Genomic DNA, 22,057 nt, shown 5'->3' with positions numbered 1-22,057 from the left:
GGTTGGGGCCCGGGCCAAGGCCCGGACCCGTGGGGGATCACTGCTCGTCGAAGAAGCGCTTGGCGCCGGGATGCAGCGGAACCGCGATGTCGTAGGCTTCGGAGGCGACGATCTGGCGCGCATTGGCGTTCTCGGTCGCGAACTCCTCGAGGTTGCCATAGATCGCCTTGGTGATCTGATAGATCTTGTCCTCGTCCGCGTCGGCCTGCGTGATCAGGATGTTCTTGGTGCCCAGAACCGTCAGCGGCCCGTCGGTGCCATAGGCCTCGGCCGGAACTTCGACGATGGAGTAATAGGGGAACTGGTCGATGATCTCGTCCAGTTTTTCCCGTCCGATGTCGACGAAGGCGATGTCCGTCGTGGTCGAGGTCTGGATCACCGCACCTGCCGGAAAGCCGGACAATGCGATGGAGGCATCGACGGCCCCGTCCGACAGCTGGCTGAAGCCGTCCGCATACGACAGGAAGCTCGGGGTGATGTCACCGAAGCTCAGGCCATGGACGCTGAGCACATCGTTCAGCAGGTTCAGCGTGCCGCCGCCCGCCGGGCCGACAGCGACCCGCTTGCCCTTGAGGTCGGAAATGCTGGTGACGTCGGAGCCGTCCAGCGTGACGATATGCAGGATCGAGCTGTGAAGGGTGCCGATCGACGCGATATCGATATTGTCCTGATACGGGGGCATCCCCTGTGAGGCAAAGAAGGACGTGTTCGCATTGCCGATCGCGATGTCGACCTCTCCGTTGCCGATCAGGCGGGGGTTTTCGGTGCCGCCGGCGGTCACGACAGGAACCATCGTGTAGTCCGGCGCATGCTTGTTCACGAGGTTGGCCGCGGCCTGCCCCACGGGATAGAAGGCCCCCCCGAGGCTGGCCGTGCCGATGCGCAGCTCCTCGGCCTGCGCACCGAATGCCGAAACCGCCATGGCAATTCCGGCGAGCATCATGCGTGTGTTCAAGGTGGTCATAGAATCCTCCCAAATTCTCGTGTCCTGTCTGGAACCATCAGCGAAGCCTGTCGTCAGGTCAATAAAAATATCGATTTTGAAAACATGAGGCTGGATTGTCGACTTTTACTGCGCAATGGTGGCCGTAGTTTCCAAGCAATGGGAGGGACGCAGACATGGGCAAGGGAATCAGACGGGTCGTGACGGGACACGACGAAACCGGAAAGGCCATCGTCGTTTCCGACGACATCGCCACCAACATTCTGAGCCGGCCAAACCGCCCCGGCGTAACCTTGACGAACTTCTGGCAGACCTTCGAGAACCCGGTGCCCTTCGACGGCCCGGATGAGACGTTGGACGGCCCCCTCGTCCTCAAGCCGCCAAAGAATGGCACCGTCTTCCGCTTCGTGGAGTTCGAACCGGAGGACCCCGAGGTTCTCAAGACCCTCGACGGACGCGCCGCCTTTGCCGAGATGGGTGCCGCCGACCGGATCAAGGACAATCAGCGGCACCCCTTCATGCACCGCACCGACAGCCTCGATTATGCGGTCGTCGTGAAGGGCAAGATCGTCATGATGATGGACGAGGAGGAGGACGACCTCGTGCTGGAGGCCGGGGATGTCCTGATCCAGCGTGGCAACAACCACGCCTGGTCCAATCAGTTCGACGAAACCTGCATCATCGCCTTTGTCCTGATGGACGGCAAAGGCGACATCGACCGGTGGTAAGTGACATGGATATCAAGCTCAGCCCCAAGGTGACCCTGTATCACGCACATCACTCGACCTGTTCGCAGAAGGTGCGCATTGCCCTCGCGGAAAAGGGCATCGAGTTCGAGAGCGTCATCGTCGACCTTGCCAACAAGGGACACCTGACGCCCGAATACCTCGCGATCAACCCCAACGGCGTGGTTCCGACGCTGGTGCATAATGGCGCGACGATCGTCGATTCCTCGGTGATCATCGAATACCTCGATGAAGTGTTCGACGGCCCGTCCCTGCTGCCCGCCGATCCCGTGGCCCGCGCGAAGGTGCGCGCCTGGATGCGCTTTCTGGAGGAGGTGCCGACCTATGCCGTGCGCGTGCCATCTTTCAACAAGGCCTTCCTCGGGCGGTTCGAGGGGATGTCGAACGATGAGTTTCAGGAAAGCCAGGCCGACGTCCGCCCCCTGCGCAAGCATTTCTACCGCAAGATGTCCGAGAACGGGTTCGGCGCCGAGGCGGTGCAGGAAAGCCTCGACCAGATGACGCTGACCTGCAGTCGCATGCAGAAGGCGTTGCAGGACGGTCCCTGGCTGGCGGGCGAAGATTTCAGCCTTGCCGACGTGGTTGCCGCCCCCCTGATCGACCGCATGGCGGATCTGGGCCTCGACGATATCTGGACCACCGATTTCCCGCTGGTTGAGGATTGGTTCCAGCGGATGAAGGCCCGCCCGACCTATGACATCGCGATCTACGCCGGCGCCCGCCTGTCCGAGACGCACCAGATCCGCGAACTGGCGGCCAAGGTCTGATCCGCGCGGAGCGGCGGCCCCGCCATGGGGCGCCGCACCGTATCAGGCCGTCAGCAGGGCGAAGATGCCGACGAAGACCACGTAGCAGATCAGCGCGTATTTCAGGTTCCAACGCCACGTCAGGGTCGTGGGCGCGATGCCGGTCGTCGCGCTGACCAAAAGGGTCGCGGTCGCATTGGGCGAGGCCAGCATGCTGATCGCCCAACCCGCCGACAGGGCAAAGACGATATGCGTCGGCTCCGCCGGCAGGACGGGGATGGTCGCGATCACCTGTCCGATGAACACCACCAGCATGATCGGACTGATCGCGACCTGTCCACCCAGCGTGATCAGTATGGGCAGCGTGGCAAGGAACAGCCATCCCGGTACCGACGACAGGTCGGCGGCCGCGGCCCAGGCCTCGACCGGCAGAACCTGTGCCAGGGCCCGCCCGATGAACCCCGACAGGCCAAGGGCGATACCGCTGCGCGCCAATGCGGGGGCCGAGGCCGACAGGATGCCTGGCAAGTCGCCCATCCGGCCCGTGCCCGCGCGGGCCTGTGCGGCGAACCACGCGGCGGTGACGGCGGGCGCCACGAACATCAGCGCCAGCGCCGTCGAGAACCCGGCAACCGCCCGCAACGTCAGGGTGCCCGCGATCAGCAGGGTGCAGACGGCGGCGACCTTGCCCATCGCGGACCAGGGAACCGCCAGTTTCGGCGCCTCGGCCAAGGAACGCGGCCATTCCCAGCGATCATACAACCGGCCGATCCCGATCATCACCACCGATGTGGCAAGCCCGATCACCACGAGGCGGGGCCAGTCGACATCCGTGAACAGCGTCAGCAGCACCGCCTGCGACAGGGTCGTCGGCGCCCAGAGGAGGATCCACGCGAACCCCCGCATCAGGCCGGTCAGCTGCCGCCGCTCCAACGCGGGGTCGGGTGTGCCGTCGGCGGTGACGGCGCTTTTCTGGATCAGGGGCGCCATCAGGCTGATCGCGCCGAAGTTCAGGAACACGCCGAAGACATGGCCCCCGAGGGCGGTGGCATAATACCGGCGGCCCGCGCGCTGGGCGGTCAGATAATGCCCGACCGTCAGGATGCCGCGCGACCGTTCGGCGGCGATCTTGAGGACCGTCAGAAGGGCGATGAAGGCCGCGAAAAACGCGGCGAGGTCGAGGGCGGACCACAGCGTTTCGTACCCAGCCGCACCCGACCGGATCAGCAGCGCAGCCAGGATCAGGGCCGCCGTCAGCAACAGCCATTCCCGGATCGTGCTGGTCGTCAGGCCCAACAGGCACAGCGCGCAGAACAGGCTACGCGCTGCCTGATCGGCGGGCCCGAACCCTGTCGCCGCAGCCAGCAGGACCGCGACCGACAGGGCGATAAGGCACAGGGTCAGGGCGGCCCGGACATTCATCGGTCGCACCAGGCCGGAGGCGTGCTAGACTGCCGCGCAAGGAGGCGCCGATGACGAACTGGATCATGTCCCTGACCGACGGGACGACACAGGCCGAGGCGGGCGTTGTCTGGACGCGCTACGCGCACCTGAAACCCGACGATCACCCGGCCGGGCAGGGCACGGTTCTGGAAGATGCGGCCAAGGGCGATCTGTCCTTCGTGCTGACGCGCGAGCCGCTCTTCGGTCCGGTGCTGCATCAGTCGCAGATCACGCTGCCAGCGGGGCCGGTCCTTTTGCGGCTGGACGAGGTTTTCTTTCCGCCCGGCGCGATCGCCTATCGCCACGTCCATCCCGGCCCCGGTATCCGCCACCTCGTGCGGGGACGCCTGCATTTGCAGGCCGACGATCACGCGTTTGAGGCGGCGCCCGGCGACAGTTGGTTCGAGGACGCCAACAGCCCCGTGCGCGCCACGGCCCTCGAACAATCCAGCTTCGTGCGGTTCATGGTCCTGCCACCCGAGTTCGCGGGCAAATCCACCCTGACGATCCTGTCCGACGAGGACCGCGCGCGCCCCCGGCGACAGCAGACCCACCGGCATGTGGATGCCCTGATCCATCCGGGTCAGTGACGGTCGTCCAGATAGGATGTGCTCCAATCCGGGTCGGCCTCGGCCGGCTCCGATGACAGGCCTGCCGCGCGGATGCCCGCGATGGCGCAGTATTCGTCTTTCTCGGATGTATCGCCGCTGATGCCCACGGCCCCGATGGTGACACCGTCCCGTTCGACCAGAACCCCGCCCGGCACCGGTATCAGGCGGCCATCCGACGCGGTGGCCAGTGCCGCCTGAAACGTGGGCCGTGCCGACAGGCGGTCCCGGATCAGACGGCTGGAAATGCCCATGCCCAAGGCCCCCCATGCCTTGCCGAAGGCGATGTCATGGCGCAGCAGGCCGGAGCCGTCCTGCGACTGACAGGCGACCATGCGCCCGCCCGCGTCGATCACCACCACCGTCAGCGGCAGCAGGTCGTTCTCTGCGCCGACGCGCAGGGCCTCGGCGATGATGGTATTGGCATGGTCCAGCGACAGGGACGTTTGCAGGCGCATTCTTGGTTCCTCTCAGCCCATCATCAGTTCGGGCAAGACGGTGATGATTTCCGGAAAGGCCAGCAGCATCCCGATGGTGATCACGTCCGCCACGAAGAACAGGCCCACGCCCCGGAACACGTCGCCCAGCGGAATGTCTGGCCGGACCCCGTTGACCACGAAGCAGTTCAACCCGATCGGCGGCGTGATCAGGCAGACCTCGGCCATCTTGACCACGATGATGCCGAACCAGATGCTGTCGAAGCCCAGGGCGATGACCGCCGGATAGACCACCGGCAGCGTCAGCAGCAGCATCCCGATCGCATCCATGAACATGCCCAAGACGGCATAGCCCAGCAGGATGCAGATCATGATCACCATCGGCGGATAGGGCAGGTCGACGATCCAGTTGGTGAACGCCTCGGGCAGGCCCGAAAACCCGAGGAACCGCACGAAGATCAGCACACCCCAGATCAGCGAAAAGATCATGACGGTCAGCTTGGCACTCTCCATCAGCGATCCCTTGATCGCCGACAGGGGCGTGCCGCGCAGCAGGGCCATGATGAACACGACGGCCGCGCCCAATGCGCCCGCCTCGGTCGGCGTAGCCCAGCCGGAATAGATCGACGTCATGATGATCGCGACCACGAGAAAGATGGGCGTGATACCGGGCAGGGATCGGACCCGCTCACCCCATGTGAACCCGGAGACCGAGGGCGCGGCCTCGGGCTTCATCATGGCCCATATAATGATGATCCCGGCATAGACGGCGGCCGACACGATCCCCGGCAGGAACCCCGCCAGCAGCAGGCGACCCACCGATTCCTCGACGATGATGGCGTAGATCACGAGGATCGCGGAGGGCGGGATCAGCGTCGCCAGCGTGCCGGCAGAGGCGACCACCCCCGCCGCCATGCGCCGGTTGTAGCCGTATTTCAGCATCTCGGGGATGGCGACACGGCTGAACACGGCGGAGGTCGCGGTCGACGCCCCCGAGACGGCGGCAAAGCCCGCGGTCGCGAACACGGTCGCCACGGCCAGGCCGCCGGGCAGCCAGCCAAGCCATTTGCGCGCGGCGTCGAACAATTGCTGCGTCATGCCCGCGTGGAACGCGAGGAACCCGATGAAGATGAACATCGGCAGGACCGACAGGGCATAGGCCGATGATTTGGAATGCGGCACCGTGCCGACGATGCCCGCCGCCGGGCCCCAGCCCAGCAGTTCCACCAGACCCAGCAGGCCGACGATGGCCGCGGCAAAGACCACGCGCACGCCAAGGAAGATCAGGACCATCATCAACCCGAGCGCGATCAGCCCGACGGTGAACGGGTCGGAAAAGCCGATACCGAGGATCATCGTGTCGCCTCCGGCGCATCGGCTTCGTCGCCCATGACCTCGTGGATTTCATCCTGCGCCTGTTCGGCGACGTCCTTCATCGTGACGACCGCCACCGGCGCCTTCGACGGGTCGAGGAACAAGCGCACCGACCCCCACAGTTGCAGCGACAGCCGCACGAACCAGATCGAGAAGGCGATCGGCACCAGCAGTTTCGAGGGCCAGACCGGGTATTCCGCATCCATCGTCGTGTCGCCCAAGGTGTAGGAGCGCAGGAAATGTTCGAACCCGTACCATGCCAGCACGCCGATGATGGTCAGCGCGACCAGCGTGCCGAAGATCTCCGCCGCCCAGAGACCGCGACCCGACAGCTTGCCGATCAACAGCTCCATCCGGATGTGACTGCCGAGGCGCTGGCAATAGGCGGCGCCAAGGAATGCCATCGACGCCATCGAAAGCTCGACCAGGTCGATGTAGCCGGGCAGCGGGCTGTTGAAGACGGATCGCAGGACGATCTGCGCCACGCCAAGGCACATCAGCCCCATGATGGCGAAGGCGGCCACGAGGTTCGCAAGATCCTCGACCGGCATCCACGCCCTGTGCAGGCGCCCGAGGGTGCCGTCGTTCCTGTCGATATGTGCCATGGTCGTTCCCCCGCCCGTGCCGTCGTCTTGTGCCCCGGCGGACAGATGCCGCCGGGACAGGTCGCATCAGCGGATCACTGGGCCTGCGCTTCTTCGGCGTAGGTCCAGATCGCGTCGAACACCGCCTGGCTGTCGAACTTGTCGGCGTTGTCCGCGATCCAGGCATCCCAGACCGGCTGACCGGCGACGGTGCGGAATTCCTCGATCTGCTCGTCCGAATAGGTGACGGCCTCCATCGTCTCGGCGAACAGGGGCAGGTTCTTTTCGTCGGCGGCGGCATAGGCGGCCTGCGTGACGTCCATCACCATCTCGCGCTGATCCATCAGCAGCTGCTGATACTGCTCGGGCAGGGCGGCATAGGCCGACTTGGAGAACAGCCAGCCGCATTCGGAGGTACCGGGCGCAAGGTTCGCCGTGTACCAATCCGCCTCTTCGTTGATGCCGAAGGAGACATGCGCATAGGTATAGGGGAAGGCGGCGGCGTCGACGGCGCCGCGCTGGAACGCGGTCGAGGTCTCACCGGCGGGCAGCGTCTGCTTGACGGCGCCCAGCGCCTCCATCGCGTCGCCAAGGCCACCGCCCGCACGAACGCGCAGGCCGGACCAATCCGACAGTTCGGTCGGGGCATCGCCCTTGCCGAGGATCTCGTACTGCGGCAGCAGGCCCGAGACGTAGGGCATGGCGTTCCATTGATCCATGTCGGCGATGATGGCGGGATGTTCGAACATCTTGGCGCGGACGTACTTGTCGACCGCCGGGTCGCCCAAGGGCAGGAACGGCAGCGAGAACACCATCCACGCAGGGTTCTTGCCCGGGTGGTAGAAATTGCAGATCGCGGCCCCTTCGAAGGCGTTGATCAGCAGGCCGTCGAGGTTTTCGCGGCTGCCGGACAGCTGGCCGCCATAAAAGATCTGAATACGGAAATTGCCGTCCGTCGCCTCGGACACGCGTTCTGCCATGGCCTCCATCCCGGCAGACAGCGCGCGGGGATTGCCCCAGAACGACAGTTTCCAGAACACTTCGGGGCCATCGACCTCGGCCGCGGCGACCGGCGCGGCAGACAGCATCGTCAGCGCCGTACAGGACGCCAGCATGAATTTCGTGAATGACATTTCTTTCCTCCCTTTGATCGGCGTCCCCCCCGACGGCCGTCGCGACACTTTATGACGCAAGGCTATCATATCAAGAAAAATCGATGATACGTGCCTTTTCACCGGATCGTCGGTTTAAGTCGCAGGGCATCATGGTGACAGCCCTTCGCCTCAACACAAGATATTTCTGCCCCGGGACCGGATTTGCCCGGGCCCGGCCACGGGCAGGCCGGCCTCGGCGCGCGGCGGATCTGCCACGACAGATGCGTGGCAGATTTCGCAGGCATGGTGCGGCAGGTCTGCTAAGCAGTGCGTGCGACCCCGATCCCGAGGAGACGTCATGACTGGACGCGTCGATCCATTTGCGCACCACCCGGAGCTTCGCGACCGCATCGCGGACCCGGAAACATCGTTCTTCCGCACCCTCACCGTCGAAGGTCTGCTGCGCAGCAACCCGGAGCTGGGGCACCTGCGCGGCTGGGTGTTTTCCGACACGCGGAGGGAGGCGATCCGGCGCGAGGCCCTGCGCGGCCACAGCGGCGATCTGTGGGTCTTTGCCTATGGTTCGCTGATGTGGGACCCGGCGATCCGCTTTGCCGACGTGCGCCGCGCCCATGCCCCGCACCATGAACGGCAATTCATCCTGCGCGACACCAAGGGCGCGCGCGGCACGCAGGAGGCGCCCGGCATGATGGCCGCGTTGGACGCCGGAGGCGGCTGCGACGGGCTGGCCTTTCGCATATCCGCCGACAATGTGGACACGGAGACCGAGATCCTCTTTCGACGGGAAATGATCGGCCCCGGCTATCATGCCGTGTTCATCGAAGCCGACATCGGCGCGGAGGCGATCTGTGCGCTGACCTTTCTGGCCGACCATGGATCACCGGATATCCATCCCGACATCTCGCGTAGCGATCAGGTGCGCCACATCGCGACCGGCAAGGGTTTTCTCGGGACGAGCCGGCAATACCTCGTGAACGTGGTCGACCACTTCAGGCATCTGGGGATCGTGGATCGGCATTGCGCCGACCTGCTGGTCGAGGTCGATGCCTATATCGCGGCGCATGGCCTGCGCGGGGACCTGCCATGACGGCGGTTCCCTTCTTCGACGGTCACAACGATTTCCTGCTGCGCCTGATGAAGACATCCGTTCCACGCGATGATGTCTGGCTTGGCGACGGGGGGGTGGGGCACCTCGACCTTGGCCGCATGAAAAGGGCGGGTTTCGCCGGCGGTCTGTTCGCGATCTTCGTGCCGCCGCAACGCGCAGGGAAGCCACCGGATTTCCGGGTTCTGATGGCACGGCCACCCTACCGGATGCCGACCCCGCCGATGATGACGCACGCGGAGGCACAGCCCGATGCGATGACGATGGCGGGGCTGCTGCATTGGATGGCGCGGGCGGCCCCCGATGATTTCCGGCTCTGCACCTCGGTCGGCGGTCTGCGCGGCACGATGGATGCGGGTATCATCGGCGGCATCATGCACATGGAGGGGGCCGAGGCGATCGGCCCGGACCTCGACGCGCTCTACCTGTTTCACGAGATGGGCCTGCGATCCCTCGGACCGGTCTGGAGCCGGGACACGATCTTCGGCTGTGGCGCACCCATGGCCTATCCGGGCACGCCGGACACGGGGCCCGGCCTGACCGAGGTCGGCAAGGACCTGATACGCCTGTGTGACGAGCTGGGCATCATGATCGACCTGTCGCACCTGAACGAAAAGGGGTTCGACGATGTGGCCGCGACGTCGCACGCGCCGCTGGTCGCGACCCATTCGAATGCCCATGCGCTTTGCCCCTCGCCACGCAACTTGACCGACCGGCAGTTGCACATGATCCGGGAGCGCGGCGGCATGGTGGGGCTGAACTTCGCAACCTTCTACCTGAACCCCGATGGGCGTGCGGCGTCAGACATGGGTTTCGACGTGATCCTGCGACAGGTGGATTACCTGATCGATCAGCTGGGCGAGGACCATGTCGGCCTCGGCTCGGATTTCGACGGCTGCATCCTGCCGGACGTGATCGGGGATGTCACAGGCGTGCAGTCGCTGTTCACGGCAATGGCCGACCACGGCTATGACGCGCCCCTGATTGCCAAGCTGGCGCGCGAAAACTGGCTGTCCTGTCTGGACAGGTGCCTGACGTAAGGCGGCGCCGCCGGATCGTCGGCGGCAACACCCGATCGACCGCGGCGAATTACGCGACCGTTCTGCCGCCGCAGATCACCCGCTGGATCGACGGTGTGCCGTCGCGGTCCCGCACGCGCAGAACATCGGCCCGCAGACCCGGCTGCAATGCGCCCCGATCCTGCAGGCCCGCCGCCTGTGCCGGGGTGCGCGTGACCGTTGCGACAGCGCGCGGAAGGTCGTTCCAGACCGCACTCAGGCGCCATGCCGCCAAAAGCAGCCCCGATGGCACGTAGTCCGAGGACAGGACGTTCAGCAAGCCGGCCCCGGCCAGATCCAGCGCCGAGACATTGCCCGAATGGCTGCCGCCCCTAATGACGTTCGGGGCCCCCATCATGACCGGGATACCCGCATCGCGACAGGCTTCGGCGGCTTCGAATGTCGTCGGAAACTCGGCCACCCGGACGCCGTGTCGCGCCGATACCGCGACCTGATCGGCGGTCGTGTCGTCATGGCTGGCCAGAACGGCCCCGATCCGGCGTGCCGCCGCCACGGCCCCGGCTTCGTGCGCGTCCCCATGGGCGTCCCGCAAGCGTTGCAGGTTGGCAACATGCGCCTGAAACCCCGCTTCGTCCATTCCGCGCTTGCCCATCACATAGGCCCGCAGTTTGGAGATATCGCGAAACTGCCGCTGGCCGGGCGTATGATCCATCAGGCTCAGGATGCCGACACCGTCCTGCGGCCCGAACGCGGCCAGTTCCTCCAACAGGGTTTCGGAACAGATCTCGGCCCGCAGGTGCAGGAAATGCTCGATCTGCAATCCCCCCGCGGCGCGCAGGGCCAACATCTCGGTCGCCAGGCCACGCGCGTATTCGACATAGGCCATCTTGCCCCCCGACAGGACGGAACCGACCCGCATGGCGTCGAAAACCGTGGTGATCCCGCAAGACGCCAGTTCCCGGTCATGGGCCATGAGAGCGGCGTCGTGGGGCCAATCGACACCGGGCCGCGGCTCGATATGGCGTTCGAGGCTGTCGGTGTGCAATTCGACCAGACCGGGCAGAACGACATCGCCCCGGCAATCCGTGGCTCCGTCGGGAACATCCGTCCCTTCCGTGATCGCGGTGATGATGCCATGGGACCAGGCAATCGCGCCGCGCATCGTGCGGTCATCCAGAACGAGGGTTGCGTTCGCAAGGCACCCCGACGTCACGTGGTCGTCATCCATGCTGGCCATAGGGGGATCGAAAGGAAGGGTCATGTCACGATATGCCATCTATTGTCTGCCGGAAGGGGAATTCGGGGCGCAGGGCGCCGCCTGGTTGGGGTGGGATGCCGCCGCCGGACGGGCGCTGCCAGTGCCCGAGGGGCGTGCCGCCTGGGTGGCGCAGCCGCGAAAGTACGGGTTCCACGCCACGCTGAAACCGCCGTTCCGTCTGGCGACAGGCCGCGATCGCGCCGGGTTGGAGAAAGCGGTGGCCGCATTGGCCGCGCGCACGGCACCGGGACGGGCCGACAGGCTGAACGTCGCTGCGTTCGGCGGGTTCGTCGCGTTTCGTCCGTCCGAAGGGCATGATTTCGCGCGGATCGCGGCCGCTTGCGTGATGGACCTCGACGCCTTCCGCGCACCTGCCCCGCCCAAGGAAACCTTGCGCCGACGGGCGGCAGGATTGTCCAGGGCACAGGAGGCGATGCTGCTGCGCTGGGGCTATCCGCACGTGCTGGACCAGTTCCGGTTCCACATCACCCTGTCGGGACGTGTCTCCGATGCGGCCGAGGTGCTGGAGGCGGCGCGCGCGCATTTCGATCCGCCCGCGCCCTTCATGCTGGACGCGCTGGCCCTGTGCGAGGAAGGGCAGGACGGAACCTTCACGCTGCTCCATCGCTATCCCCTGACCGGCGTCAACGCGCCGAGCGCCTGATCGACGGCGGCCTGCAAGGTGCCGTCGTTCGGGATGGTGACGACCGAAAGACCGTCTGGCAGGGGGGCGTTGCGCGACAGGCGGCCCGCAATCTCTGCCGGGGTTTCGCGGCCTCGCCCGGCAAGGCGCTGCGCAAGCGTTTCGGGCGTTGCGGTGATCGACAGGACCGACAGGTCCGGGAACACCCTTGCGGCCTGCTGCAACATCTTGCGCGACAGGTTGGCCAGACAGGTCTGACCATCGCGCACCCGGTCCAGCGTTTCGGCGGGAATGCCGTAGGACAGACCATGGGCCTGCCAGTGAAGCGCAAAGGCGCCGGCATCACGTCGGATGGCGAAATCCGTGGGCGAAACCGGCTCGAAGGGTTCCGTGCCGGATGCGGGCCGCGTGATTGCGCGGCGCACCCAATGCAGGGATGGATCCCGTGCGATCATGCCCGCAATGACGCTGTCCTTGCCTGCACCCGAGGGGCCGACAACGGCGATCAGCCGCCCCGTCACGCGGCGGCCTGTGGCGCATATTCGGCCACGTCGACCACCCGGTCGCATACCCGGTCGCGGGCGACATCGTCATGGAAGATGCCGATCACGGCGGCCCCGCGGGACTTGGCCGCTTCGATCAGCGACAGGACCACATCGCGGTTCGTGCCATCCAGCGATGCCGTCGGCTCGTCCAGCAGAAGGACCGGATAGGGATGCACGAAGCCGCGTGCCACGTTTACGCGCTGTTGCTCTCCGCCTGAAAACGTCGTCGGCGACAGCGACCAGAGGCGTTCGGGCAGGTTCAGGCGGGCCAGCAGATCCTCGGCCCGCGCGCGCGCCTCGTCCGGGGCACAGCCCAGCGCAAGCAGCGGATCGGCGACGACATCGCGTGCCGGAACGCGGGGCACGACCCGCAGGAATTGCGAAACATGGCCAAGACGGTCACGGCGCAAGGCCGCAATCGTGCGGGGCGGCGCGCCGACCAGTTCCGTCCCGAGGACCCGGATCGATCCCTCGGTCGCAAGGTAGTTGCCGGCAAGCATCCGCAGCAGGGTCGATTTCCCCGATCCGGAGGCGCCCCCCAGCGCGACGCATTCGCCGGGGGCGACCGTCAGGGCGGCATCCTGCAGGACGCCGATCCGTGCGGCGCCCTGATTGTGCAGAACGAAGGCCTTGGACAGGCCCGAGACTTCGACCGCGCTCATGCCGCCAACACCGATGATACGAGCAGTTGCGTATATCCGTGCTGCGGGTCGTCCAGCACCTGATCCGTAAGTCCGGTTTCCACCACGCGTCCATCCTTCATTACCATCAGGCGGTCGGCCAGAAGGCGCACCACCCCGATGTCATGTGTCACCACGATCGCGGCCAGGCCCATTTCCCGCACCAGCCCGCGCAACAGATCCAGCAGGCGGGCCTGCACGCTGACGTCGAGGCCGCCTGTCGGCTCGTCCATCAGAACGAGACGAGGTGCCGTCACGAGGGCACGCGCGATCTGAAGCCTCTGCTGCATCCCGCCCGAGAATTGAGCCGGCCTGTCGTCGATCCGGGCGGGATCGATCTCGACCCGTTGCAACCAATCGGCGGCCGTGGCGCGGATATCCCCGTAATGGCGCGCCCCGCCCGCCATCAGCCGTTCACCGACGTTTCCACCCGCGCTGACACCCATGCGCAGACCGTCTCGCGCGTGCTGATGCACGAAGGCCCAGTCGGTGCGCAGCAGGCGCCGCCTTTCGGGTTCGGCCATGGTACGCAGGTCGCGACCGGCATAGTGCAGACGGCCCGCATCCGGGGCGACGAACCCGGCGACGGAGCGCAGCATGGTCGTCTTGCCGGACCCGCTTTCGCCGACGACGCCAAGAACCTCGCCCGGGGCCAGGTCAAAGCCCACGTCTGCACAACCGATCCGGGTGCCATAGCGCACGGTCAGGTCGGATACTTCCAGAAGGGGGGTCATGCCGCGGCCTCCCGCCGGGCTTCGCAATGGTCCGTGTCCGAACAGACGAACATCCGGCCACCGGTATCGTCGGTCACCACCTCGTCGAGATAGACACCCTCGGCCCCGCACAGCGCGCAGGGGTGCGGCGCATGGGAGGGGTCGAAGGGATGGTCGTCGAAATCGAGGCTGACGACCTTCGTATGTGGCGGAATCGCATAGATCCGCGCCTCGCGCCCCGATCCGAACAGCTGAATCGCATCCATGGTCAGCTTGGGGTTGTCGAACTTCGGGATCGGCGACGGGTCCATCACGTAGCGCCCCTCCACCATGACGGGATAGGCATAGGCCGTCGCGACATGGCCGTGACGCGCGATGTCCTCGTAGAGCTTGACATGCATCAGGCCGTATTCCTCCAGCGCATGCATCTTGCGGGTCTCCGTCTCGCGCGGTTCGAGAAACCGCAGGGGTTCCGGGATCGGCACCTGATAGACGAGGATCTGCCCCTCGCTCAGCGGTGCCTCGGGGATGCGGTGACGCGTCTGGATCACCGTGGCTTCCGTCGTGCGCGTGGTCGTCTCCACATCGGCGACACGGGCAAAGAAGCGCCGGATGGAAACGGCATTGGTGGTGTCGTCGGCGCCCTGGTCGATGACCTTCAGGCGATCCTCGGGCGTCAGGATGCTGGCCGTGACCTGCACGCCCCCCGTGCCCCAGCCGTATGGCATCGGCATCTCGCGGCTGGCGAAGGGGACCTGATATCCGGGCACGGCCAGCGCCTTGAGGATCGCGCGACGGATCATCCGCTTGGTCGGCTCATCGAGATAGGCGAAATTGTAGTCGGTCACAGAAGCCCCCGTTCGACCAGGTCCTGGCGCAGGCCTGCCGCGCCGGTAAAGTGATGCCCCGCCATGCCGATCGCCCGTGCGCCGTCGACGTTGTGCATCTTGTCATCGACGAACAGGCATTGTTCGGGCGACAGGCCCGCGCGATCACACAGCAACCGGAAAATCGCGGGATCCGGTTTGATGAGCCCTTCGCGACCTGACACGACGAGGGTGCCAAAGACGCGGTCCAGTTCGGGATGCACCTCGGTCCCGGGCGCCCATGTTTCCGCGGACCAGTTGGTGATCGCGTGGATCTGAACGCCGGTCGCCTTCAGATCGTGCAGGATGTCCCAACTACCCGGCACCCGACCCTGCACCGTGCGGACGTAAAGCGCCGGATAGGCCGCCAGACGGGCGCGGTCGTCCGGGTCGGCAACCTCCTGCGCCAGATCGGCAAAGCGTTCGCCCCCGTCGGCGCGCAGGTTCAGGGCCGCAAAATCGATCCGCTCGATGAAGGCGTGGGCCGCATCGAGGCCGATCTCCGGCGACCAGGCCAGAGCTGGCCGCCATTCGACGAGGACATCACCGATGTCCCAGACAACTGCTTCGACGGTCATTCCGCGGCCTCCGGAAACGGGGTGGTCTGCGATTCTGCCGCTGCCTCGCGACGCAGACGGCGGATGAGTTCCAGCTCGGCCTGGAAGTCGACGTAGTGAGGCAGCTTGATATGCTCCAGAAAGCCTGTGGCCTGCACGTTGTCGGCATGCATCAGGACGAATTCCTCATCCTGCGCGGGCGCGCCGCTGTCTTCCTCGCCCAGTTCCTTCCAGCGCAGGGCGCGGTCGACCAGCGACATGGCGATCGCCTTGCGCTCCGACTGTCCGAACACGAGGCCATAGCCGCGGGTGAACTGCGGCGGTTCGGTCCTCGAACCGGTGAACTGGTTGACGGTTTCGCATTCCGTCAGGGTGATGTCGCCAAGGTCGATGGCAAAGCCCAGTTCGGGGATGTCCATCTCGACCGTGACGGCACCGATCCGCAGCTCTCCGACGAAGGCATGCGTGCGGCCGTAGCCGCGCTGTGTCGAATAGGCCATCGACAGCAGGAATCCCTCGTCACCACGGGCCAGAACCTGAAGCCGCGTCGCCCGATCCGCGGGCAGGCCCAGCGGCGTGCGGGTGATGTCATTGGGCTGTTCGGCGCCGGTGCCGACGGCCTCCATCAGACCCTCGGCCCCCAGCATGTCGGCCACGCGTGGTTTCGGTGCGGTGTCCGCCACCGCCTGCATGGCGGATGGTGCCTCGCCCTCGGCGGCAAGGGCGAAATCGATCAGGCGGTGGGTGTAGTCGAAGGTGGGGCCCAATACCTGTCCGCCTGGCAGATCCTTGAATGTCGCGCTGATGCGCCGGTCGCATCGCATCGCCCCCGTGTCCACGGGGCGCGTGGCGCCGAAACGGGGCAGGGTCGTCCGGTAGGCCCGGACAAGAAAGACGGCTTCGATCAGGTCTCCGCGCGCCTGCTTGATGGCCAGCGCGGCCAGTTCGGGATCGTAGAGCGCCCCTTCGCCCATCACCCGCGCCACGGCGAGGGTCATCTGTTCCGCGATTTGCGCGACCGACAGGTCCGCGACGGACGGGTCCCCGCGTCGTTCCTCGGCCAGCCAGTCGTGGGCCGCATCGATGGCGGCCTCGCCGCCCTTGGTTGCCACATACATCAGGCGTCTCCGATCCGGGTGGAGCGGGGGAGACAGGCAAGCCGATCCCCGCAGGTCAGCATCACGTCCACACCCAACGGGAATTGCGCCGCATTGCCGCGCAGGGCGTCAACATCGGGCAGGGACAGGTGCCGTGTCTCGGCGATCCCCGGGCCGGTCAGGCAAGGGCCCTCGGCCGTCAGTGTATCGACCTCGACAACAAGGGTGGCGGATCGGTCCGGGTATTCGGAGGTGCCGATCCGGTAGGGCGTCAGCGGGGCCAGCGCATCCCACCTGCCGAAGGCGAAGGCACATTCCGCCTTGTCGACGAACGGCGTGCCGCAATGGAACGTCAGCCAGGCCCGCGCCCCAGATGCGCCTTCGGCCAAGTATACGGGCACATCGGGGTCGCAAAGCGTCAGCGCGACCGCCGCCGCCGCCGGGGACAGGCCGGGGGCATGAGCCCCTTCGACCGTCACGATACGGCCGGGCCGTGCCATCGCGTCGAGGATGGCGCGAAAGGCGCGTGCACCGTCGCGGGCCGGGTCGGGAAAGCCGCCACCAAGATCGTTCATGCGTCTTCCCCCCGCACCAAGGTAAAGAAATCGACTTTCGTGGCCGCCGCCTTGGCGGCACGGGTGGTGTTCGCGGCGGTGTGCATGGCCTTCAGGGGCTGCAACACCTCGGCCCGCACCTTGGCTGCATCGGGGCCCTGCATCAGGGCATCCACGAGTGCTGCGGCCATCGCCGCGTCCTTTGACCGACCCTGGACATGCCCATGGCCGACCACGTCGCCAAGGGCGACGGATGCCCGCGTGACGGTCATTTCCCCAAGGTTGAAGGCGGCGCCGGTTCCGCCCGCGCGACCACGCACCATGACAGACCCCGTTTCCGGGGCCCGCAGGGTCCGCACCTGCCGCGCGAAAGGCGTGGCGAGGGCCGAAAGCCGCGCATGGGGGGCACGTGCGAGGATCGAGAGCCATTCGCGGCGTTCCATCTCGACAACCTTTCAGATTACTATACAACTCGACAAATGTTAGCATATCGGGGGGTGAAAGCCATCCGCAGCGAGGTGAAGTTTTCATGACGCTCTGGTCCCGCATCGCCGACAGCCTGCGACGCGAAATCGTCGAGGGGGCTCGGCCCGAAGGCGCCCGCCTGCCGACCGAGGCGGACCTTGCCGCGCGCTTCGGCGTCAATCGTCACACGGTCCGCCGTGCCCTTGGTGCCCTGACCGAAGAGGGGCTGATTCGGTCCCGCCGGGGGGCCGGGTCTTTTGTCGCCTCCGTTCCGACGGATTATCCGATCGGCACGCGGGTGCGGTTTCGCCATTCCATGCAGGCCGCGGGCCGTATGCCGGGCAAGCGCATCTTCGCGTCCGAAACCCGTGTATCCACACCGGCCGAGGCCGAGGCATTGCGCCTTGCCGATGCGGAGGAGGTCCATGTCACCCACGGGGTGGCCGAGGCGGATGGCCGCCCCGTCGCCCTGTTTCGCGCGGCCTATCCCCTGTCGCGCCTGCCGGGGATGGCCGATGCGCTTGCCCGGTTCGGGTCCGTCACGCCGGCGTTGGCCGAATGCGGCGTGGCCGATTACCTGCGCGCCTCGACCCGGATCACGGCCGTGGCGGCGTCAGCGGTCGAAGCCGGGCACCTTCTGGTGGCCGAAGGGGCGCCGTTGATCCTGACCGAGGCGGTCAGCATCGATGTGGCAACGGGCGATCCGGTCGAACACGGGTTCACCCATTTCGCGGGCGACCGCATCGCCCTGACGCTGGATCATTCGTAGCGTTCGAGGAAGGCTTCGGCGGACAGGGTGCGAAAATCGTCCAGCCGCGCGCGCAGCGTTCCATGATCCCAGTCCCACCATGCGAGCGCCATCAGGCGCGTCGCGATATCGTCGGGCAGGCGGCGCCGGACCGGGCGTGCAGGAACGCCCGCAACGATCCAGTATGGCGGCACGTCCTTCGTCGCGACGGCCCCGGCGGCGACGACGGCCCCGTGGCCGACCGTGACCTCGGGCATGACCAGCGCCTGCGCCCCGATCCATGTATCATGGCCCAGGACGGCCCGGCGTGACCTGCGATGGGCGAACCATGCGGCATCATCCTCGGCATCGTCGAAATAATCGGCCGAACGATAGTGGAAGTGATGCAGCGATGCCTTTTCCATCGGGTGATCGGTTGCGCCGATCCGGCTGTGTGCCGCGATGTTGGAAAACAGGCCGATGTCCGCATTGGCGATATCGGCGAACCTGTCGCAATAGCTGTAATCGCCGAAATGGCTGTGGGCGACGCGGGTTCCGCGCCCGATCTCGACGAAGCGGCCGAAGGTACAATCCTCGGTGACCTCGACGTCCGGATGCAGGAACGGCGCGTCCGCGCAAAGCCGGCTCATCCCTTGATCAGCCGCCGGCGCAGCCAACCCGACAGGCTGTCCATTGCAAAGACCATCAGGATGACCAGCAGGATGTAGTAGGTCACTTCCTCCCAGTCCTTCTGGGTGATGATCGCCTGCGTCAGCAACAGGCCGATGCCGCCCCCGGTGATGGCGCCGATGACCGTCGCGGACCGGGTGTTGGATTCGAGGTAATACAGCACCTGTGCAACCAGCACGGGCAGAAGCTGCGGGATGACGCCGAAGCGGGCGCGCATCATGGCGCCTGCGCCGGTGGACCGGATGCCTTCGATCTGTTTGCGGTCGACGTTTTCAAGCGCCTCCGAGAACATCTTGCCGAAGGTTCCGGTGTCCGTCAGCAGGATGGCCAGCGTGCCGGTCAGGGGACCGGGGCCGAACGCACGGCTGAGGACGATCGTCCAGATCAGGCCGTCGACCCCGCGCAGGAAGTCGAACAGGCGGCGCGAGACGAAGCGTACGGCCATGAGGGGGCTGAACCCGCGCGCGGCCGCGAAGGACAGGGGCAGGGCAATCATCGCCGCACCCATCGTGCCGAGGAAGGCCATGAGGATCGTCTCGAACAAGGCCCATGCGACCTCGCCGTGACGCCACATGTCGTTGGTCCAGAAGTCGTTCCAGATCGCGCCCGCCTCGCCGTTGAACGCGGCCGCGACGAGGGCAGCGGGGGACATGCCGTGGTAGGGGCTTTGCAGCGTGAAGAAGAACAATTCCCACCCCGCGAAGTAGCGGAACACCTCTGTCCGGTTGCGGGTCACGATGAAGCGCCCGGCCTCCGTATCCGCCACGAGGCGATTGCGGCTGGCGCTGATCCAGTCGGGGACCGGGCCGGCGGGCAGGGTGACATTGGCGCCCGCACTGCGCGACGGTTGTGCCGCGATGGTGCCATAGCCCGGCACCTCGTAGAAGGTCGCATTGTCGGCGCCGAAGGTGACGATATGCCCGTCGCCAAGGTCGATGCGCGTGACGTCCCCCAGGCTGACCCATTCGGGCGAGGTCCCTTCGGGATAGCGGCCCTTTCGCTCGCCCTCGATGGCGACCTCGATGCTGCCGTCGCGGTTGTCGCGGCTGACGTGGACCTTGTGGCTGACGGTATCGGCCAACAGGATGCGGGCGTTGTCACCATCCGCCGTGCGGATCAGGTCCGGTCCCTCGAAGGCGAAGAAGATATAGACGAGATAGGCCAGCAGAAGGGCCGGCAGCCCGATCAGCCACAGCCGCGTGCGGCTGAAATGGCGGTCGGTCGCGGCATACAGGTCAGCGGTTGTCACAGTGCGGCCCCCTTGGTCAGGCGCTGTCGGATGGCGCCGCCGATCTGGTCGACGATCACGATGGTGGCGAACAGAAGGACGAAGATCGCGGCGGCTTCGGCAAAGCGCCCCTGACCCCAGGACATGGCGTTGCGCAGGTCATAGCCGATGCCGCCCGCGCCCACGAAGCCGAGGATCGCAGAGGCGCGGATGTTGATCTCGAAGCGCAGCAGCGCATAGCTGAGCCAGTTGGGCGCAATCTGCGGAAGGACACCGAACAGCATCCGTTGTCCCCAGGTCGCACCAACGGAATGCAGGCCCTCGACCGCGCCGAGGGGGGCGTTTTCCGCCACCTCCGAGAACAGTTTGCCAAGCGCCCCCATCGTGTGCAGCGCGATGGCGATCATCGCCGGTACCGGACCGCCGCCCAGCACGAAGATCAGGATCAGCGCGATCACGATTTCGGGGATGGCGCGAAGGGTATCCAGAAGGCGGCGGATTGGCGCGATTGCCCAGCGGGAGGGGGCAAGGCCGCGGGTGATCAGAAAGGCGAGCGCGCCGCCCACGACCGCGCCGATCAGGGTCGCGGCGGCGGCGATGTTCACCGTCTCGATCAGGGAAGGCAGATATACCAGCAGAAGGCCGGGCAGTTCATCGGCCCGCGCGACCGCTTCGGTAATGACGTCCGCGGGGAAGTCGAAAACATTCGGCAGACCGTTCCAGAACCCGCCCGCATTGCGGTCGTTGGCGGTCATGAAGCCGCTGACGAGCAGCAGGACAAAGATCAGAAGGCCGATGCCGGACCAAAGACGCTTGGTCCGCAATTCGCGCCCGTAGGCGACACGCAGGTCGGCGGTGGTCATCGTCATGGGGCAGGCCTCGGAATGTGAAAAGGTCCGGCCCCCATCATCATGGGGACCGGACCGGATTTGGGAGCTCAGTTGTTCTTCGACTGACGCGCGGCCACGATGCTTTCGTACATCTCGTGGGTCACCGGCTGGAAGCCCAGCGATTCGCCGGCGGACACGCCATAAGCGCATTCGATGTCACGCTCGTACAGGCCGTCGACGAGTTCGGTCATTGTCGTCTTGACGTCGTCGGGCAGGGCCGTGCGCAGGACGATCGGGCCCTCGGGGATGACCTTGGAGCGCCAGATTTCGACCAGGTCGTTCATGTCGACGATGCCCGAGTCGGAGGCCTTGCGCAGCGCGCCGGAGTTGAAGCCGTCTTCCCAGTCGCCCTGGCCGTCGGCCCAGGTCACGCCGGCATCGACGTCACCGCTGTTGACGGCGACGATGGTCTGTTCGTGACCGCCGGTGAAGACGACCTCTCCGAAGTAGTCGCCGTTTTCCATGGTCGCGCCGGTCGACTGGGGGATCTCGATCGACGGGATCAGGTAGCCGGAGGTCGAGTTCGGGTCGCCGAAGCCGAAGCGCTTGCCCTGCATGTCTTCGAGGGAGGTGACGCCGCTGTCGGCGCGGGCGAAACCGATGGAGTGGTAGCCGGTGGAACCGTCGAGGTTCACCTTGATGAGCACCGGCTCGACGGCCTCCGGGTCCTGCAGGAAGACGGCGGCGTAGGCCGAGGCGCCCAGCCATGCCATGTCGATGGTGCCGCCCAGCAGGCCCTGGATCACGCCATTGTAGTCGGCCGGGGTGAAGATGTTGACGTCATCGGCATCGAGGCCGAGTGCTTCGGCCGTGTAGTCGGCCAGGCACTGGTTCGCGGTCATGCGATCCTGTGCGTTCTCACCGCCGAGAACGCCGATGTTGAACTGCGTCAGGGCATGGCCATCGGCAAGGGCGGCCGTCGTCATCGCGGTGGTGGCGACAAGGGCCAGAAGGGTCTTGGTCATAGGTCTCTCCACTAGGGTTTGTCTCGGAACCCCGCGAGGTGCGGGGTGCAGGTTTCACA

At 66.0% G+C, this 22,057-nt stretch carries 26 protein-coding genes; 7 read left to right on the top strand and 19 right to left on the bottom strand.

The window, feature by feature from the left end; translation table 11 throughout:
* Positions 1-37: 37 nt before the first annotated feature.
* Positions 38-964, bottom strand: coding sequence for a TAXI family TRAP transporter solute-binding subunit (locus tag V6N07_RS09205; RefSeq protein WP_371155817.1), 927 nt, complete (start codon positions 962-964; stop codon positions 38-40).
* Positions 965-1,119: 155 nt separating this feature from the next.
* Between V6N07_RS09205 and V6N07_RS09200 the strand changes: the two genes are divergently transcribed.
* Positions 1,120-1,671: a cupin domain-containing protein gene (locus V6N07_RS09200; protein ID WP_371155816.1), complete on the top strand. Its 552-nt coding sequence runs from the start codon at positions 1,120-1,122 to the stop codon at positions 1,669-1,671.
* 5 nt (positions 1,672-1,676) lie between these two features.
* On the top strand, positions 1,677-2,456 hold the full coding sequence (locus tag V6N07_RS09195; protein WP_371155814.1) for a glutathione S-transferase family protein: 780 nt from the start codon (positions 1,677-1,679) through the stop codon (positions 2,454-2,456).
* Between the two features lie 42 nt (positions 2,457-2,498).
* On the opposite strand, the gene V6N07_RS09190 is transcribed toward V6N07_RS09195, so the two are convergent.
* Positions 2,499-3,857 (bottom strand): hypothetical protein, encoded by a 1,359-nt coding sequence (locus V6N07_RS09190; protein ID WP_371155812.1) that lies wholly within the window; start codon positions 3,855-3,857, stop codon positions 2,499-2,501.
* A 50-nt stretch (positions 3,858-3,907) separates the two neighbouring features.
* On the opposite strand from V6N07_RS09190, the gene V6N07_RS09185 reads away from it, so the two are divergent.
* Positions 3,908-4,468, top strand: a complete 561-nt coding sequence (locus V6N07_RS09185) for a cupin domain-containing protein (RefSeq protein WP_371155811.1) — start codon at positions 3,908-3,910, stop codon at positions 4,466-4,468.
* Here V6N07_RS09185 and V6N07_RS09180 read toward each other — a convergent pair.
* The 4 genes from V6N07_RS09180 to V6N07_RS09165 form a co-directional block, all read right to left on the bottom strand.
* Complete coding sequence (locus V6N07_RS09180) at positions 4,462-4,944, bottom strand: heme-binding protein (protein ID WP_371155809.1); 483 nt, start codon at positions 4,942-4,944, stop codon at positions 4,462-4,464. The two genes, V6N07_RS09185 and V6N07_RS09180, sit on opposite strands and share 7 nt — an antisense overlap.
* 12 nt (positions 4,945-4,956) lie before the next feature.
* Complete coding sequence (locus V6N07_RS09175; protein ID WP_371155808.1) at positions 4,957-6,279, bottom strand: TRAP transporter large permease; 1,323 nt, start codon at positions 6,277-6,279, stop codon at positions 4,957-4,959.
* The gene (locus tag V6N07_RS09170) at positions 6,276-6,902 is read right to left on the bottom strand and encodes a TRAP transporter small permease (protein ID WP_371155806.1); all 627 of its coding nucleotides are present in this window, start codon (positions 6,900-6,902) and stop codon (positions 6,276-6,278) included. The genes V6N07_RS09175 and V6N07_RS09170 overlap by 4 nt, the downstream gene beginning before the upstream one ends.
* A gap of 74 nt (positions 6,903-6,976) precedes the next feature.
* Entirely contained in the window at positions 6,977-8,014 is a 1,038-nt protein-coding gene (locus tag V6N07_RS09165; RefSeq protein ID WP_371155804.1) for a C4-dicarboxylate ABC transporter substrate-binding protein, read from the bottom strand.
* Between the two features lie 319 nt (positions 8,015-8,333).
* Here V6N07_RS09165 and V6N07_RS09160 point away from each other — a divergent pair, with 319 nt between their 5' ends.
* Together V6N07_RS09160 and V6N07_RS09155 are read left to right on the top strand one after the other, a co-directional pair.
* Complete coding sequence (locus V6N07_RS09160) at positions 8,334-9,083, top strand: gamma-glutamylcyclotransferase (RefSeq protein ID WP_371155802.1); 750 nt, start codon at positions 8,334-8,336, stop codon at positions 9,081-9,083.
* Positions 9,080-10,141: a dipeptidase gene (locus V6N07_RS09155; protein ID WP_371155800.1), complete on the top strand. Its 1,062-nt coding sequence runs from the start codon at positions 9,080-9,082 to the stop codon at positions 10,139-10,141. The genes V6N07_RS09160 and V6N07_RS09155 overlap by 4 nt, the downstream gene beginning before the upstream one ends.
* A 49-nt stretch (positions 10,142-10,190) precedes the next feature.
* Here V6N07_RS09155 and V6N07_RS09150 read toward each other — a convergent pair whose 3' ends face one another.
* On the bottom strand, positions 10,191-11,357 hold the full coding sequence (locus V6N07_RS09150) for an alpha-D-ribose 1-methylphosphonate 5-triphosphate diphosphatase (RefSeq protein WP_371156798.1): 1,167 nt from the start codon (positions 11,355-11,357) through the stop codon (positions 10,191-10,193).
* Positions 11,358-11,379: 22 nt separating this feature from the next.
* Here V6N07_RS09150 and V6N07_RS09145 point away from each other — a divergent pair, with 22 nt between their 5' ends.
* Positions 11,380-12,042 carry a DUF1045 domain-containing protein gene (locus V6N07_RS09145; RefSeq protein WP_371155798.1) on the top strand — a complete coding sequence of 221 codons (663 nt, stop codon included), beginning with the start codon at positions 11,380-11,382 and terminating at the stop codon, positions 12,040-12,042.
* Here V6N07_RS09145 and phnN read toward each other — a convergent pair.
* Genes phnN through phnG form a run of 8 tightly spaced genes read right to left on the bottom strand, consistent with a single transcriptional unit; the run spans position 12,006 to position 17,476 of the window.
* Positions 12,006-12,542, bottom strand: coding sequence for a phosphonate metabolism protein/1,5-bisphosphokinase (PRPP-forming) PhnN (phnN, locus tag V6N07_RS09140; protein WP_371155796.1), 537 nt, complete (start codon positions 12,540-12,542; stop codon positions 12,006-12,008). The genes V6N07_RS09145 and phnN overlap by 37 nt on opposite strands.
* A complete protein-coding gene (phnL, locus tag V6N07_RS09135; RefSeq protein WP_371155794.1) occupies positions 12,539-13,228 on the bottom strand; it encodes a phosphonate C-P lyase system protein PhnL in 690 nt (229 codons plus the stop codon). Before phnL ends, phnN begins: the two co-directional genes overlap by 4 nt.
* Positions 13,225-13,980 (bottom strand): phosphonate C-P lyase system protein PhnK, encoded by a 756-nt coding sequence (phnK, locus tag V6N07_RS09130; RefSeq protein WP_371155792.1) that lies wholly within the window; start codon positions 13,978-13,980, stop codon positions 13,225-13,227. The genes phnL and phnK overlap by 4 nt, the downstream gene beginning before the upstream one ends.
* Positions 13,977-14,807, bottom strand: a complete 831-nt coding sequence (locus V6N07_RS09125; protein ID WP_371155791.1) for an alpha-D-ribose 1-methylphosphonate 5-phosphate C-P-lyase PhnJ — start codon at positions 14,805-14,807, stop codon at positions 13,977-13,979. Before V6N07_RS09125 ends, phnK begins: the two co-directional genes overlap by 4 nt.
* Positions 14,804-15,403 carry an HAD family hydrolase gene (locus V6N07_RS09120; RefSeq protein ID WP_371155790.1) on the bottom strand — a complete coding sequence of 200 codons (600 nt, stop codon included), beginning with the start codon at positions 15,401-15,403 and terminating at the stop codon, positions 14,804-14,806. Before V6N07_RS09120 ends, V6N07_RS09125 begins: the two co-directional genes overlap by 4 nt.
* Positions 15,400-16,500, bottom strand: coding sequence for a carbon-phosphorus lyase complex subunit PhnI (locus V6N07_RS09115; RefSeq protein WP_371155788.1), 1,101 nt, complete (start codon positions 16,498-16,500; stop codon positions 15,400-15,402). Before V6N07_RS09115 ends, V6N07_RS09120 begins: the two co-directional genes overlap by 4 nt.
* Positions 16,500-17,054, bottom strand: a complete 555-nt coding sequence (gene phnH, locus V6N07_RS09110) for a phosphonate C-P lyase system protein PhnH (RefSeq protein WP_371155786.1) — start codon at positions 17,052-17,054, stop codon at positions 16,500-16,502. The genes V6N07_RS09115 and phnH overlap by 1 nt, the downstream gene beginning before the upstream one ends.
* Positions 17,051-17,476 (bottom strand): phosphonate C-P lyase system protein PhnG, encoded by a 426-nt coding sequence (gene phnG / locus V6N07_RS09105; RefSeq protein ID WP_371155784.1) that lies wholly within the window; start codon positions 17,474-17,476, stop codon positions 17,051-17,053. The genes phnH and phnG overlap by 4 nt, the downstream gene beginning before the upstream one ends.
* A gap of 86 nt (positions 17,477-17,562) precedes the next feature.
* On the opposite strand from phnG, the gene phnF reads away from it, so the two are divergent.
* Entirely contained in the window at positions 17,563-18,267 is a 705-nt protein-coding gene (phnF, locus tag V6N07_RS09100; protein WP_371155782.1) for a phosphonate metabolism transcriptional regulator PhnF, read from the top strand.
* Here phnF and V6N07_RS09095 read toward each other — a convergent pair.
* From V6N07_RS09095 to phnD, 4 genes are all read right to left on the bottom strand, one after another.
* On the bottom strand, positions 18,258-18,875 hold the full coding sequence (locus V6N07_RS09095) for a chloramphenicol acetyltransferase (RefSeq protein ID WP_371155781.1): 618 nt from the start codon (positions 18,873-18,875) through the stop codon (positions 18,258-18,260). The genes phnF and V6N07_RS09095 overlap by 10 nt on opposite strands.
* Complete coding sequence (gene phnE, locus V6N07_RS09090; RefSeq protein ID WP_371155780.1) at positions 18,872-20,164, bottom strand: phosphonate ABC transporter, permease protein PhnE; 1,293 nt, start codon at positions 20,162-20,164, stop codon at positions 18,872-18,874. The genes V6N07_RS09095 and phnE (V6N07_RS09090) overlap by 4 nt, the downstream gene beginning before the upstream one ends.
* Positions 20,161-21,012, bottom strand: a complete 852-nt coding sequence (gene phnE, locus V6N07_RS09085) for a phosphonate ABC transporter, permease protein PhnE (RefSeq protein ID WP_371155779.1) — start codon at positions 21,010-21,012, stop codon at positions 20,161-20,163. Before phnE (V6N07_RS09085) ends, phnE (V6N07_RS09090) begins: the two co-directional genes overlap by 4 nt.
* 68 nt (positions 21,013-21,080) lie before the next feature.
* Positions 21,081-21,998, bottom strand: a complete 918-nt coding sequence (phnD, locus tag V6N07_RS09080; RefSeq protein WP_371155778.1) for a phosphonate ABC transporter substrate-binding protein — start codon at positions 21,996-21,998, stop codon at positions 21,081-21,083.
* Positions 21,999-22,057: the final 59 nt, after the last annotated feature.

The sequence above is a fragment of the Jannaschia sp. 2305UL9-9 genome, assembly GCF_041403465.1.
In the GTDB taxonomy this organism is placed as follows: domain Bacteria; phylum Pseudomonadota; class Alphaproteobacteria; order Rhodobacterales; family Rhodobacteraceae; genus Jannaschia.
This window is presented reverse-complemented; position numbering and strand designations above follow the sequence as displayed.